The organism is Deltaproteobacteria bacterium (assembly GCA_016234845.1).
Classification (GTDB): domain Bacteria; phylum Desulfobacterota; class Deferrimicrobia; order Deferrimicrobiales; family Deferrimicrobiaceae; genus JACRNP01.
This window is the reverse complement of the sequence record JACRNP010000016.1, coordinates 1-14,537: the sequence shown is the minus strand read 5'-3', so window position 1 is coordinate 14,537 and position 14,537 is coordinate 1. Positions and strand designations below refer to the sequence as shown.

13 protein-coding genes and 1 pseudogene are annotated in these 14,537 nt (G+C 67.6%); 7 read left to right on the top strand and 7 right to left on the bottom strand.

Going from position 1 to position 14,537, the window contains the following annotated elements; translation table 11 throughout:
- The 7 genes from HZB86_01565 to pcaF all read left to right on the top strand — a co-directional run.
- Positions 1 to 1,114: ABC transporter substrate-binding protein (locus tag HZB86_01565; protein MBI5904236.1), on the top strand; the 1,114-nt coding region annotated here is incomplete at its 5' end.
- Between the two features lie 13 nt (positions 1,115 to 1,127).
- On the top strand, positions 1,128 to 2,024 hold the full coding sequence (locus HZB86_01560) for a branched-chain amino acid ABC transporter permease (protein ID MBI5904235.1): 897 nt from the start codon (positions 1,128 to 1,130) through the stop codon (positions 2,022 to 2,024).
- 7 nt (positions 2,025 to 2,031) lie between these two features.
- Complete coding sequence (locus tag HZB86_01555) at positions 2,032 to 2,964, top strand: branched-chain amino acid ABC transporter permease (protein MBI5904234.1); 933 nt, start codon at positions 2,032 to 2,034, stop codon at positions 2,962 to 2,964.
- Positions 2,957 to 3,640: an ABC transporter ATP-binding protein gene (locus HZB86_01550; GenBank protein ID MBI5904233.1), complete on the top strand. Its 684-nt coding sequence runs from the start codon at positions 2,957 to 2,959 to the stop codon at positions 3,638 to 3,640. Before HZB86_01555 ends, HZB86_01550 begins: the two co-directional genes overlap by 8 nt.
- Positions 3,640 to 4,329, top strand: a complete 690-nt coding sequence (locus HZB86_01545) for an ABC transporter ATP-binding protein (protein MBI5904232.1) — start codon at positions 3,640 to 3,642, stop codon at positions 4,327 to 4,329. Before HZB86_01550 ends, HZB86_01545 begins: the two co-directional genes overlap by 1 nt.
- 21 nt (positions 4,330 to 4,350) lie before the next feature.
- A complete protein-coding gene (locus HZB86_01540) occupies positions 4,351 to 5,301 on the top strand; it encodes a hypothetical protein (protein ID MBI5904231.1) in 951 nt (316 codons plus the stop codon).
- The gene (gene pcaF / locus HZB86_01535) at positions 5,298 to 6,503 is read left to right on the top strand and encodes a 3-oxoadipyl-CoA thiolase (GenBank protein MBI5904230.1); all 1,206 of its coding nucleotides are present in this window, start codon (positions 5,298 to 5,300) and stop codon (positions 6,501 to 6,503) included. The genes HZB86_01540 and pcaF overlap by 4 nt, the downstream gene beginning before the upstream one ends.
- A 2-nt stretch (positions 6,504 to 6,505) precedes the next feature.
- Here pcaF and bcrD read toward each other — a convergent pair whose 3' ends face one another.
- The 7 genes and pseudogenes from bcrD to HZB86_01500 form a co-directional block, all read right to left on the bottom strand.
- On the bottom strand, positions 6,506 to 7,348 hold the full coding sequence (bcrD, locus tag HZB86_01530) for a benzoyl-CoA reductase subunit D (GenBank protein MBI5904229.1): 843 nt from the start codon (positions 7,346 to 7,348) through the stop codon (positions 6,506 to 6,508).
- A 16-nt stretch (positions 7,349 to 7,364) separates the two neighbouring features.
- Entirely contained in the window at positions 7,365 to 8,669 is a 1,305-nt protein-coding gene (gene bcrA / locus HZB86_01525) for a benzoyl-CoA reductase subunit A (protein MBI5904228.1), read from the bottom strand.
- A gap of 15 nt (positions 8,670 to 8,684) precedes the next feature.
- Positions 8,685 to 10,042: pseudogene (bcrB, locus tag HZB86_01520) on the bottom strand (benzoyl-CoA reductase subunit B).
- Entirely contained in the window at positions 10,039 to 11,214 is a 1,176-nt protein-coding gene (gene bcrC, locus HZB86_01515; protein MBI5904227.1) for a benzoyl-CoA reductase subunit C, read from the bottom strand. The pseudogene bcrB and the gene bcrC overlap by 4 nt, the downstream one beginning before the upstream one ends.
- Before the next feature lie 16 nt (positions 11,215 to 11,230).
- Complete coding sequence (oah, locus tag HZB86_01510) at positions 11,231 to 12,376, bottom strand: 6-oxocyclohex-1-ene-1-carbonyl-CoA hydratase (GenBank protein MBI5904226.1); 1,146 nt, start codon at positions 12,374 to 12,376, stop codon at positions 11,231 to 11,233.
- 140 nt (positions 12,377 to 12,516) lie between these two features.
- Positions 12,517 to 13,500, bottom strand: coding sequence for a GNAT family N-acetyltransferase (locus HZB86_01505; GenBank protein MBI5904225.1), 984 nt, complete (start codon positions 13,498 to 13,500; stop codon positions 12,517 to 12,519).
- Positions 13,501 to 13,518: 18 nt separating this feature from the next.
- On the bottom strand, positions 13,519 to 14,537 hold a 1,019-nt coding region (locus tag HZB86_01500), incomplete at its 5' end, for a long-chain fatty acid--CoA ligase (GenBank protein MBI5904224.1).

Sequence of the window (14,537 nt, the reverse complement as noted above, 5' to 3'; positions counted from 1 at the left end):
GGACACGTACACCGGCCCGGCCACGGCGTACACCAACGACGTCCTGGACGGGTTCAAGCTGGAGATCGGGAAGATCAACGCGAAGGGGGGCGTCCTCGGGCGGAAGATCGAGTTCGTCACCCGCGACGACAAGTACAAGCCGGACGTCGGGCTCACGATGGCCAAGGAACTCGTCCTGAAGGAGAACGTCGACCTTCTCGTCGGGACGATCAGCAGCGCGGTGGCGCTCGCCGTATCGGACCTGGCGAAGAAGGAGAAGGTCCCGTTCATCGTGACCTTCGCCAAGAGCGACAAGATCACGGGTTCGATGGGGCACCGCTACGTCTTCAGCATGAACGAGAACTCCGAGATGGCGGGCCGCGCCGCGGCGAAGGGCCTCGCGAAGAAGCCGTACACGAAGTACTGGATCGCGGGCGACGACTACGAGTACGGACACTCGATCGCCAACGCGGTCTTCTCGCACCTCAAGGAGCTGAACCCGAAGGTGCAGAAGGTCGGCGAGTCCTGGTGGAAGGAGGGGGAGACCGACTTCACCCCCTACATCACCCAGATCCTGGCGGCCAAGCCCGACTTCGTGATCGTGGCCACCGGCGGCCGCGGGATGGTCAACTTCCAGAAGGCGGCGCAGTCCACCGGGTTCAACAAGCGGGTGCCGTTCTACCAGCACACCGCGATCGAGCTCTCCACGCTCAGCCCCCAGGGGCAGAACGCGCCGGAGGGGGTGTACGGCACGGCGAACTACCTGTTCTACTTCCCCGCGACGAAGGAGAACAAGGCGTTCGCGGAGGAGTTCCGGAAGACGTACAACCGCCAGCCCAAGAGCGGGGCGCTCTACGGCCACCTGCTGGCGAACTTCATCGCGAAGGCGTACCAGAAGGCGGGGAAGGTCGACAAGGAGAAGTTCATCGACGCGATGGAAGGGATGACGCTCGACACCCCGGTCGGCCGGATGGAGATGCGGGCGTGCGACCACCAGATCGCGCTCCCGATGTTCTTCGGCGTGACGAAGAAGTCCCCGCAGTACGAACACCTCGTCGCCGGGGACGTGATCTCCGTCCCGGGGAAGGATTACCTTCCCTCCTGCGACGACGTGAAGAAGGCGCGGGCGAAGTAGCGGCGTTTCCCGGATGGAGTTCCTGTCGCACCTGTTCTCCTCGGGCACGCTGTCGCAGCTGCTGGTGGGCTTGAGCCGGACGACGATCCTGTTCATCGTGTCGTCCGGCCTGAGCCTCATCCTCGGCGTCCTCCGGATCCCGAACGTCGCGCACGGCTCGCTGTACATGATCGGCGCGTTCCTGGCGTACTCGGTGATCCAGCTTTTCGGCGGCGGCGTGCCCGCGTACGCCGCCGCCCTCGTCCTCGCCCCCCTCGGGGTGGCCGTCCTCGGCTTCGTCCTCGAGCGGGGGTTTTTCTCGTACCTGTACGAGCGGGAGCACCTCATGCTCCTGCTGCTGACGTTCTCCTTCGCGCTCATCATCGGCGACCTCGTCAAGATCGTCTGGGGAACCGAATACCGCTCCGTCACCCTCCCCGGCGCCTTCCAGGGATCGGCGGAGATCCTCGGGCTCCCGCTCCCGTACTACAACCTGTTCCTCCTCCTGGTCGGCCCGGTGATCGCGGTGTTCCTGTGGCTGGTCATCAACCGCACGCGGATGGGGAAGATCGCGCGCGCCGCGGCGATCGACCGGGAGATGGTGAGCGCCGTCGGGATCAACGTCGGGTGGGTGTTCGCGTTCACGTTCGTCCTGGGCTGCTTCCTGGCGGGGCTGGGCGGCGCGCTGATCGCCCCGATGACCAACATCTCCCTCGGAATGGACCACTCCCTGATCATCGAAGCGTTCCTGATCGTGATCATGGGGGGCTTAGGCAACGTCTGGGGGGCGCTGCTCGGATCGCTCGTCTTCGGGGTCACGCAGTCGCTCGGGATCCTGGTCTGGCCGAAGTTCGGGATCGTCTTCCCCTACCTCGCCGTGGTCGCGGTCCTCGTCTTCCGCCCGAAGGGCCTCCTGAGTTCGACGTGGTGACGGCGCGGTGAAGAAGCGGACCTTCGTCGCGGTTTCCGTCGCGCTCCTCCTGCTGTGCGCGCTGCCGCTCTTCCTTCCGCGCTTCTACGTCTACGTCGCGTCGATCGTCCTTCTGACCGGCCTGCTCGCCACCAGCCTGAACCTCGCGATCGGGTACGGCGGAATCTACCAGTTCCACCACACCGTCTTCTACGGAGTCGGCGCGTACGGGACCGCCCTGATGCTCACGCGCGCCGGTGCGCCCGCCCCGGTCGCGATGATCGCGGGGCCGCTGGCCGCCGCGGCCTTGAGCCTGGTCATGGGCCTGATATGCGTCCGTCTGTCGAAGCTCTACTTCGGGATGCTCCAGATCTCCCTCGGCTCCCTCGTCTGGGTCGTCGTGTACCGGTGGTACTCCTTCACCGGAGGGGACGACGGGATCCACGGCGTTCCCCTCCCCGATCCGCTCGCCTCCGCCGCCGGGGCCTACTACTGCACGCTGGCGGTCACCGTCCTGTGTCTTTTCGCCCTGCGCCGGATCGCCGGGTCGCCGTTCGGGAAGACCCTCCAGGGGGTCCGGGACAACCCGGTCCGGTCCGAGGCGATCGGCGTCGACGTCACGCTGCACAGGCTCGTGGCGCTGGTGATCGCGGGATTTTTCGGGGGGGTCGCCGGCTCGCTGTTCATCGTCGTGGACGGCTCCGCGTTCCCGGACATGATGTTCTGGACCTACTCCCTCGAGGTGCTCATCATGTGCCTCCTCGGCGGGATGTACACCTTCTGGGGCCCGTTCGTCGGGAGCTCGACGCTGGTCCTGCTCCGGGTGTTCGTCAGCGTCTACACCCAGTATTGGGGCCTCATCCTCGGCACGATCCTCTCCCTGGTGATCATCTTCCTGCCCGACGGCCTGCTCGGGTTCCTCGTGCGTCGTTTCCGCGGGAGGGAGGCCGACGGTGCTTAGGGTCGAGTCGGTCGTCAAGTCATTCGGAGGGTTCAAGGCGGTCAACGGGGCGAACCTGCACGTCGGCAAGGGGGAGATCGTCGCGGTGATCGGCCCCAACGGCGCGGGGAAGACCACGCTGTTCCACCTGATCACGGGGCACCTCGCTCCCGATTCGGGCCGGATCCTGTTCAAGGGGCGCGACCTCGGGGGGCTTCCCCCTCACCTCATCTGCAGGAAGGGGATCACCCGGTCGTTCCAGGTGGTCAACATCTTCCCCCAGCTCACCGTCTTCGAGAACGTGCAGATCGCGGTCCTCTCCCGGGAACGGAAGACGTTCGACATCTTTTCGAAGGTGGAGGGGATGGCGGCGGAGGAGGTCGACCGCATCCTCCGGAACGTCGGGCTGCACGGCCGGCGGGACGTCCGGAGCGACCTGCTCTCCCACGGGGACCAGAAGGTGCTCGAGATCGCGGTCGCGCTCTCCGGAAAACCGGAGCTCATCCGGCTGATCCGGAAGCTCTCCGAGGAGTTCGGGCTGACGATCCTGTTCTGCGAGCACGACATGGGGCTGGTGTTCGAGATCGCGCAGCGGGTGATGGTGATGGTCCGCGGCGGGACCGTCGTCCAGGGGAGCTGCGACGAGGTGCGCGCGAACCGGGAAGTCCAGGACGCCTACCTCGGGGGGACCGCCTGATGCTGGAGGTCCGGGGGATCCACACCTACTACGGCCGGAGCCACATCCTCTTCGACGTGTCCCTCGCGCTCCGGAAGGGGGAGATCGTCGGGCTGCTGGGGAGGAACGGCGCCGGCAAGACCACCACGATGAAGAGCGTCTGCGGGATGCTCCGCCCGGTAGAGGGGATGGTCGTCTTCGAGGGGGAGGACGTGACCGGCCGGAAGCCGTTCGAGCTCGTCCGGCGCGGAATCTGCTACGTGCCCGACGACCGCCGGATCTTCGCCGACCTCTCCGTCGAGGACAACCTCGGAATCGTGCACCGCGGGGCCGGCGAGTGGGACCTCTCCCGCGTGTACGACCTTTTCCCGCCGCTCACGGAGATCCGGACGCGGCGGGCCGGGGTCTTAAGCGGCGGGGAGAAAGCGATGCTGGCGATCGGGAGGGCGCTGATGAGCTCCCCGAGGCTCCTCCTCCTCGACGAGCCGACCGAGGGGCTCGCGCCGCTGATCGTCCGGTCGCTGGAAGGGCAGATCCGGAAGCTCAAGGAGGCGGGGATCAGCATTCTTCTGTCCGAGCAGAACCTGAAATCGTCGCTGCGGCTCATCGACCGCGCCTACATCATCGACAACGGGCGGATCCGGTACCACGGGACGGTCGCGGAACTCCGGGACAACGAGGAGATCAAGCGGATGCACCTCACGATATGAGACGTCCTTCGTCCGTGTACCATGAATAAGAGTTCCGAATCGGCCGGCGGGCCGTTCGTGTACCGGCGTCGGGTGGGGTTCGGGGAGTGCGACGCGGCGCGGATCTACTTCGCCCCGCGGGCGGTCGACTACGCCGTGGAGGCGGTCGAGGCGTGGTTCGACGCGGAAGCGGGGATCTCCTGGTCCGCGCTCCCGCGGGAGCGCGGCGTGGAGCCGGCGTTCTCCCGCGTGGAGTGCGAATTCCTTGCGCCTCTGGTCGCCGGCCAGACGATCGGGGTACGGCTTGCCGTCCTGTCGTGCGACGGGACCACGATCCGGTTCCTCGCGGAAGGAGGGGAAGACCCGGCGGAGCCGTCGATCCGCCTGCGCCTCGATTTTTGCCTCCAGGCCGCGTGCGGCGAGCCGGTGCCGCTTCCCCGGGAGATCCTGGACCGGGTCGAGGCGTACCGCCTCCGGTGCGGGGGCGCGGAGCCGACGCGGGAAGGGCCGCGCCCGGCGGGGGACCGGGTCATCCCGCCGGAGGGGGCCTCGCCGTTCCTTCGGAGCCGCCGGGTCGTCTACGGGGAGTGCGGCCCCGGGGGTACGGTCTACCCGCCGAAGATCCTGGAGTACGTGATCGAGGCGATCGGCGAATGGTTCGAGGAGGTCCCGGGGATCTCCTGGACCGACCTGATCGCGAAGCGGGGACAGGGCGCGCCGTGGGTGGTCGCCGCGTGCGACTACCTCCGCCCGGTGGCGTGCGGGAGCGCCGTCTCGATCGGGGTGCGGGTCGACCGGGTCGGGAAGTCGAGCGTCGGGTTCGCCGTCACGGGGGAAGTGGGCGGGCAACCGTGCTTCGAGGCGCGGCTCACGTCGTGCTTCATCGACCGGGAGTTCCGCCCGATGCCGGTCCCGGAGGAGTTCCGCGGTAAAATCGAATCGTTCCATGCCGCCTGCGAGGCCGCGGGAAAGGGAAGAGGAGGATTGCCATGAGGGAAGCCTACGTCTGCGACGCGGTTCGCACGCCGATCGGGGGGTACGGGGGAAGTCTGTCGGGAATCCGGACCGACGACCTGGCGGCGCTGCCGATCCGCGCGCTGGCCGGGCGCAACGCGGGCGTCGAGTGGGCCAAGGTCGACGACGTGATGTACGGGTGCGCCAACCAGGCGGGGGAGGACAACCGGAACGTCGCGCGGATGGCGGGGCTCCTCGCCGGGCTCCCCCCCGACGTTCCCGGGGTGACGCTCAACCGTCTGTGCGGATCCGGCATGGACGCCGTCGGGAGCGCCGCGCGGGCGATCCGGCTCGGGGAGGCGGAGCTCGTCGTCGCCGGGGGGGTGGAGAGCATGTCGCGGGCGCCGTACGTCCTGAGCAAGGGGGGGCAGCCGTTCGACCGCGGCGTCCAGATGTTCGACTCCACCATCGGGTGGCGGTTCGTGAACCGCCTGATGAAGGAGCAGTACGGGGTCGAGGCGATGGGGGAGACCGCGGAGAACGTGGCGGAGCAGTTCCGCGTCTCGCGGGAGGACCAGGACCGGTTCGCCCTTTCCAGCCAGCTCCGGGTCGCGAAGTCCCAGGCGGCGGGGGTGTTCGCGGACGAGATCGTGCCGGTGGAGATCCCCCAGCGCAAGGGGGAGAGCACTGTCGTCGACCGGGACGAGCACCCGAGGGCCAACAGCACGCTGGAGGGGCTTTCGAAGCTCAAGCCCGCCTTCCGCGCCAACGGGACGGTGACCGCGGGGAACGCCTCCGGGGTGAACGACGGCGCGTGCGCGCTCCTGGTCGCCTCGGAAGCGGCGGCGAAGCGGCACGGGCTCGTCCCGAAGGCGCGCATCGTGGCGACGGCGACCGCAGGGGTCCCGCCGAGGGTCATGGGGATCGGACCGGTGCCGGCCAGCCGCAAGGCGCTCGCGCTTTCCGGGCTTTCGATCGCGCAGATGGACGTGATCGAGCTGAACGAGGCGTTCTCGGCGCAGGCGCTGGCGGTCCTGCGGGAACTCGGGCTCCCCGACGACGCCCCCCACGTGAACCCGAACGGCGGCGCGATCGCCCTGGGGCACCCCCTGGGGATGAGCGGCGCGCGCCTGGTCGCGACCGCCACATATCAGTTGCTGCGGACGAAGGGCCGCTACGCCCTCTGCACGATGTGCATCGGGGTGGGGCAGGGGATCGCGCTGATCCTCGAACGGGTCTGACGTCAGGACGCTTTCGTCAGGAGGCCCCGCTCCGCGAGCTTCCCGTGCCGGAACGCCCCCCACAGCGCGGCGCCGATCGCGCCGGCGTAGAGGGAGTCGGGGTGGGAGGCGACCCGCGTCGCCATCTTCTGCTTCTCCATGCCGTCCTGGAGCGCCTTGACGAGGCCGGTGTCGAGCGCCAGACCCCCGGTGATCATCACGACGCCCTGCGTAACGTCGATCGATTTCAGCAGCTTGATCAGCCGGTCCGCCATCGATTCGTGGATGCCGCGCAGGATGTCGCTGGGAGGGATCGAGCGGGAGACCATGTTGATGACGTCGGTCTCGGCGAGCACGGCGCAGATGCTGCTCACCTTCTCCGGGTTTGTGGACTTCTGCGACAGCCCGCCGATTTCGTCCTGGGCGATCCCGAGGTAGCGGGAGATGTTCTCCAGGAACTGGCCGGAGCCCGAGGCGCACTGGCTGGTCATCCGGTAGTTCAGGACCTTGCCCCGGTCGTCGATGCAGATGGCGCGGCCGTTGAGCGCCCCGATGTCCAGGACCGCGCGGGATTCGGGATTGAGATACAGCGCGCCGCGGGCGTGGGTGGTCATCGAGTAGAAGTGGCCCGTCGCGCCCCGGAAGCTCTCCCCCTCGCCCGTGGTCGCCACGTAGTCCACGTCCTCGCGGGACAGCCCCGCCTTCCCGAGGACGAATTCGAGCGACTCCTCGACGAGCTGGAAGGCGACGCGCTGGCGGATGCGGGCGTCCCAGCGGGCCAGCCACTCGCTGTTTCCGTCCGCGACCCGGAACAGGGCGGTCTTGACGACTCCGGAGCCTACGTCGATGCCGATGGAAACGGTCATGGCCTCCCTCGCTTCTTCAGTGGACGACCGCGCGGTGGGCGAAGCTCGCGCCCCCCAGCGCGCCGGTGTAGATCGATTCCGGGCTGATGTTGATGGTGACCTCGCCGTAGTTCTCCCGGACCAGCTGGCGAAGCTCCTTCACCGCCGCCTCGTTCTTGGCGACCCCGCCGGTGAAGGTGAACTCGTTGGTCACCCCGCCGGATCGGGAGATGATCGACATCGCGCGGAGCATGATCGCCCGGTGCAGGCCGGCGAGGATGTCGGCGCGGGTCTCGCCCAGGGCGAGGCGGTCGCGCAGCTCGGCGCCGGCGAACACGGTGCAGGTGGAGTTGATCCGGGTGGACTTCGTCGCCTTCATGGCCATGGGGCCCAGCTCGTGGAGGCCGACCTTCATCTCGTCGGCGATGTACCCGAGGTAGCGCCCGCACCCGGCCGCGCACCGGTCGTTCATCTGGAAGTTCGTGACGATCCCGTTCCCGTCGACCTGGATCCCCTTGGTGTCCTGCCCGCCGATGTCGAGCACGGTGCGGGTGCCGGGGAACATCATGTGGGCGCCCAGGCCGTGGCAGAGGATCTCCGAGCGGATGTGCTCCTTCGGGAAGGGGAGGCGGACCCGGCCGTAGCCGGTGCCGACCACGTACGTCTCCTCGAGCTCGAAGGCGAGGACCTTCTCCAGCGCGGCGCGGACGGCCTCCTCGGAGACGCCGATTCCCGCCACCTCGCGGACCGCCCGGGAGAGGCCGCTCTTGAGCTGCCGCGCCACCGTCTCGTCGGAGGAGACCTTCCCCTCCACGTCGATGATCGACTTGTCGTAGACGTTCAGCATCGACTCGAAGGAGAGCCCCGCGTCGCGGCACACCGTTTCCCCGATGCTCATGAAGCGCGACCCGGCGATGTCGCGGAAGAAGTCCGACTTGCGCGCCGCGCCGGGCGCGTATATCGCGGGGGCCTCCCCCTCGATCGTCCGGAAGACCCTGGAGAGCGCCTCCCGGAGCGCCTTTCCGATCTCCTGGAAGCGCGGATGGTCGAGGTACGACTCGCATGTCTCCTCGAGCTGGCGCAGCTCGGAGAGGAACTGCTCCAGCCGGAAGTTCCGCTCGAGGGTCGACAGGAGCAGGCCGGTCCCCCCGCCGCTCCCCAGCGCCTTGCTGAACAGGGTGAACCGGGCGCCGATCTTGGCCTCCTGCTTGGAGACCTTCGCGGCGACGTCGTAGTTCGACCGGGAGTTGGTGATCCCCCGGCCGAGGATCTCCCGGTTCTCGTCCATCAGCAGCGCCTTCGTGGTGGTGGAGCCCAGGTCGATCCCGATGAATGTGCGCATGCGGCGGTCCCCTCTTTACGCCACGATCGCGGCGGAGCCGCCGGCCCGGCGCTTCTGGTCGATCATCTGGAAGTAGCTCTCGAGCCGGTTCTTCACGTTGGCCGCCGAGAAGTATCGCGGGTCGACGAGGTCGGTCTCGATGAAGGCGCCCGGCTTGCCGGTGATCCGCTCGATCTCCCGCAGCATCACGAGCTGCCCCGCGGAGAAGCTGTTGCAGCTCTTGATCGAGTTGATGAGCAGCCCGTCCGCTTCGTACTCCCGGAGGTTCCGCGCCAGCATGTCGACCCGGGTCGGCAGGTTCCGGTTGGTGTAGACCCCCATGCAGTAGTCGGCCATCGACTCCAGCGGGTGGTCCGGGTCGTGACGTTCCGGTTGGTGTAGACGCCCATGCAGTAGTCGGCCATCGACTCCAGCGGATGGTCGGGGTCGTGCCGGAAATCGTCGTAGTCGTAGACCCCGCCGACCTTGGTGTAGGAGCTGGCCACGACCACGGCGCCCGCCTCGTGGAACATCTGCCAGAAGTCGCGGAACGAGGTCCAGTTCGGCGGCCCCTCCACCACGAGCCGGTACTTCTCCTCCGGCATGTCCCCCTCCGGGGTCTGCGCGCACAGCCCCCGGGCGATCCGGTCCTCGATCTCGGCGCGCAGCAGCCGGTAATACTCGATGCACTCCTCGGTGCCGCGGAACGCGGTGAAGATCGGCCCCATGTAGTACACGCCGCCGAAGTAGCAGTCGATCGGCGACGGCCGGGTCTTCGACGATTCGAGCATCCAGACCAGGTCGTCCTCGGCGACCGCCGACTTGCGGAGGTACTCGCGCAGCCGGTCGATGTCGAACTTCACCCCCGACACCTTCTCGAGGACCGGGATCACGTCCTCCTTCAACTGCTTCACGATGTAGTCGCGCATGTTCCGGGTCGGCGCCCCGTCGGCCGCGTACGGGACGTGCAGCATGACGGTGGGGCACTTGTACTGCTCCCGGAGCAGCTCGAACCACTTCATGAAGGTGAAGCAGCCGGTGTAGGAGAGCAGCAGCACGTCCGGGTCGGGGAACGGCTTCCCGTTGGGGGCGATGTTCCCCTTCGTCATCATCCCGATGTCCGCCTTCACGTAGGTGCAGACGTCCTCGGAGTGCCCGGACCGCTCCGCCTCGATGATGAAGTCGCCCGATTTCTTGCGCATCGCGTTCTGGATGGCGTTGATCTCCGGCAGGTTGTTGGCGATGTCGAAGCACATCAGCAGCTCGTTCAGGTTCCCCGGGACGAAGGTGGAGGACACCTTCGCCCGCCCGCCGGTGATCCGGTCGTAGTTGCGGCTGATCATCTCCTTCTGGATCAACTGGGACGACGATTTCACGACTTCCTGCCGGCTCATTGCGCACCCCACAGCTTGATGGAATCGGCGAACGTCCCCGACTGCTCCCGGATCGGCTGCATCTGCCCGGAGTTCTCGGCGTACTGCATCGTGAGGTAGGGCACTTTCAGCGCCTCGAGGCGGGAGATCATCATCGGCTGGTCGAGCAGGGCGGGGTCGCAGAAGCTGGGCGCGGCGAAGATCACGCCGTCGGCGCCCCGGGCCCGGATCGCCTCGATCAGGTAGCTCCCTTTCCGCCCCATGTCGGGCTCGTACTTCGCCGCCGTCTGGGCGGACCGGTGGAGGAACGCGCGCGCGAGGTTTTCGATCGGGTCGCCGTCGGCCGGAACGTCCCCCAGGAGCCAGCGGGAGACCAGCATCAGGTCGTCGTCCACGATGTAGCAGCCCGAGATCTCGAGCGACTTGATGAGGTTCAGCGGCGGCTGCTCGCAGAAGGTGCCGGTCAGGATCACCCGGCAGTTGTCCCGCATCGGGCGGTCCTCTCCTTCCGCGGCGGCGAGGTACTCCCGCATCAGCGCGTTGTGCTCCTCCGGGGGAAGCACCATCCCGGCCCGCATCAGGAGGTACACCTCGGCGGAAGGCGCCTTCCAGGGCGCGGCGGCCCGGAAGTCGTACACCCGGTTCACGAGGCGGCGGTTCTCGTTGTAGACCGCGATCGAGTTCCGCAGGTCGAGGTCGGTGATCTCCCGGCCGGCGAGTTTCCCCAGCCCCTCCATAAGCTCCCGCAGCTCGTTCGCGTAGAAGACGCCGCCGACGTCGTCCCGGAAGTTCTGCGGCGCGTCGAAGTAGCGGACGTACTTGTCCTTGAAGAGGATCTGCCAGATGCCGCTCAAATTCCGGATCACGTCGCAGATGGAGGGGAACATCATCCCGTCGACGAAGTCGAGCCGGCCGGTGACCGCGAGCTCGACGGTGGAGCGGGGGATCCGGCAGATATAGCTCTGGTAGTACGCGTCGCCGTGGATGACCTCCATGTCGGCGCCGCCACCGAGGATCCCCAGCGGGAGCATGCCGGCCGCGTGGACGATCTCGCGGGGGACGTAGACCGGCATGTAGCCGATCACCTTCCGCCCCGGCACGGCGGCCTTCCACTCCCGCGCCTTCGTGAAATCCAGGTCCTCGAAGATCCCCTGGCAGAACGAAACGATCTCGGAGACGGTTTTCCCGCTCATGGACGCCGCGCTCCTCCTACTTCTTCCCGCGGGGGATCAGGCTCTCGACCAGCTCCTCGGACCAGGGGATCCCCTTCGCCAGCCCCTGGCGGAGCCGGACGAAGTCGATCTCGCGCCCGGTCTCCTTCGTCCCCTCGTTGAAGGCGCGGAAACCGGCGCGGGCCTCGTTCATCATGTTGAGCGCCAGCCACGCCCGGGAATCCTCCTTGTTCGCGTTCCACGCCGCGAGCTTCGGCTTGCGGAGCTCCTCGAGGCTCTTGGTCATGCACTCGGGGAACGTCTCTATCAGTTTGGCGCAGAGATCCTCGACCATCCCGTCGAGCAGGGAGAGGTCGACCTCCCCGGCCTTGATCGCGGCCTGCCCCTCCTTGAATTCGGCGCCGGTCTTGAACTCGCCGTGCACGATCCGGCCGTACTCGTCGAACATCCGGTCGGTGACCACCGTCGGGTTCGCGACGAACTTCCCGCCGACCTTGAGCGCCGGGACCAGCCCGGAGACGATCCCGAGCCGGGCCGCCTTGTGCGCGGAGAACGGCTCGCACAGCGTTCCCGACACCATCGCCTGCTCGCACCCGATCATCACGGGGAGGAAATCGGTCGCGCCGCCGACGGCCGCGGAGCCGTGCTTGGGGCCCGCCTGCCCGAAGTTGGCCAGGTCCTGGGCGACGGTGAAGTCGCACGCCATCCCGATCTCCTGGCCGCCGCCGATCCGCATCCCGTTCACGCGGCAGACGACCGGCTTGTCGCACCCCAGGATCGCCGAGACCATGTCGTTGAACAGCCGCATGTACTGGCGGTACTCCTGGGGGTTCCCCGCGTAATATTCCGCGTACTCCTTCGTGTTGCCGCCGGTGCAGAACGCCCGGTCGCCCGTGCCGGTGAACACCACGGCGTTCACCTCGCGGTCGACGGACGCCCTCCGGAACGCGAGGATCGTCGCCTTCACCATGTCCGTGGTGTACGAGTTGAACTGCTTCGGGTTGTTGAGGACGATCCACGCGTTGTACAGCCCTTCCGCCGGCCTGCCGTCCCGGCGTTTCGCCGGACGCTTCTCGTAGCGGACCATCCCGTCGCACAGGCTCTCCACCTCCCGGTCGATCAGGTTGTGGTCGATCAGGCGGGACGGCGCGGTCGTGGCGATGATCTCGTCGGTCGTGGCCATGTCTCCTCCGGGTCTCTGGAAATGGTTCGATGGTGATGGGAAGCGCGATTTATGCAAATAGGTACCACAATACCAATTATGCTGTCAATAACTTTATTTCAAGGGCGATTTCGGGAAAGAGTGTCCTCCGCCAGGCCGTGCTACCGGACGGTTTTCGTGAGCACCAGCCGCTGCGATGGCCCGAAGCCCCGTGCGTGCAGGTACCGGTGCAGGTCGAAATCCTCCGGGGAGAGCTGCACCAGAACGGTTTCGACCTGGAGGGTGGACAGGTTAAGCAGCAGCTGGGAGAGGAGGGCGTTCCCGACGCCGGATCTCCCGTACGCGGGGTGGACCCCGATCGTGTCGATGACCGCCGCCCGGTCGACCATCCCGAACTCCCCGTAATCGACCCTCGCCATGACGAAGCCGATGACGGAGCCGTCCCCTTCGGCCACGAGGGAGACGCGGATCCCGGATTCGGTCAGCATCTCGCGGAATTTGGCGGCGTAGTACGCGGAACGGTCGCGGCCCGTGAACTTGCGGTCGATCCGGACGACGGCGGACAGGTCCCCCTCCCCGAGGGAGCGGACCGGCACCCGGTCCCGCGCGAGCGTCTCGTAGTCGTTTCCGCCGGCGCCGCTGTGGACGCGCCACTTCCCGTCCATCCGCACGCGGGTGACCGCCGGGAGCTCCTCGCCCATCGGGGAGGTGTCCCGTTCGACGATGCGGCACGGGGCGAGCAGGAAGCCGGCGGAGGAGAAGAACCGGATCATCCCGTGGCTCCCCCACGCGACCTGGGTCCGGAGGGTCACGATACCGCGCTCCTTCATCCCCCGCTCGATCCCGCCGACGACCTCCCGGCCGATCCCCTTCCCCTGGGCGTCGGGGTCGACGCCGACCACGTCGAGCACCGCCATCGGACCCGTCGCGCCGAACTCCCCCTCCTGGAGGCGGGCGAACGCGTACCCGACGAGCCCGCCGCCGACCGTCGCGGCGCAGGAGAGGAACCCGCCGGGCGCCGCGGCCGCCGCGGCGAACCGCTTCGAGAGGAACCCGTTCCGCGGGTGGCCGGCGATCCGGCTCTCGATGTCGGACACCCGGTCCAGGTCGCCGGGGAGGAGCGGGCGAATTTCCGGATCGGCCATGGCGATTCTCCTTCCCCCCTACCGGGTTTTCCTTCTCTCCTCGTCCCTGATCTCCCGCCGCAGGAGCTTCCCGACCTTGGACTTGGGGAGCATGTCCCTGAACTCAATGTAGCTTGGCACCTTGTACGGCGCAAGGCTGTCCCGGCACCAGCGCACCAGGTCCGCGCTCCCCACGCCGCGGGCGTCCTGCTTCAGCACCACGATCGCCTTGATCCGCTCCCCGCTGACCGGGTCCGGCACCCCGACGACGCACGCCCCGATGACGTTGGGGTGGTCCTGCAGCACCGCCTCGATCTCCGAGGCGGAGACCCGGTACCCCTTGTACTTGATGACGTCCGCGGTGCGCTCCACGAACTCGATCTCGCCGCTCTCGTCGAACCGCATGTAGTCGCCCGTCCGGTAGTAGATCTCGTCGCCGATCGCGAAGTAGGAGCGCTCCGTCTCCTCGGGCTTCTTCCAGTAGCTCTTCAGCGTGTACCGGGACGTGACCGCCAGCTCCCCGACCTCGCCGCGCGGCAGCGGCTCCCCCGATTCCGGGTCGACGATGACGCATTTGCGGGACCGCAGCGGCTTCCCCACGGTCTTGGGGGAAGGTCGCTTCCCGAGCGGGCTGTACGACACGTGCCCCACCTCGGTCGAGCCGTACACCTGGTGGATGGGGACGCCGCACAGCGCCTCCCAGCTCTTCAGGACCTCCGCCGGGAGAACGTCGCCGCCGCACCAGCAGTACCGCAGGGTGGACAGGTCGTATTCGCAGATCCGGTCGTTCTCCAGCAGGATGCGGTAGAGGGCCGGCACGCCCAGCATCCACGAGACCCGGTGCCTCCCGATCGCGTCGAGGATCGCGTCCGGCTCCGGGATCGGCATGAGGACGAGCGTGTTCCCCTTGTTGAACGCCGCGGCGAGCGCGAACCCCTTCGCCATGATGTGGAAGAGGGGGTTGACCATGAGGATCGAGCTCTCCCCCTCCAGCAGGTAGTCGCGGAACACGTCCTCCGAGATGTCCTTCACGTACGACACCTCGCCGGCGTGGTTCC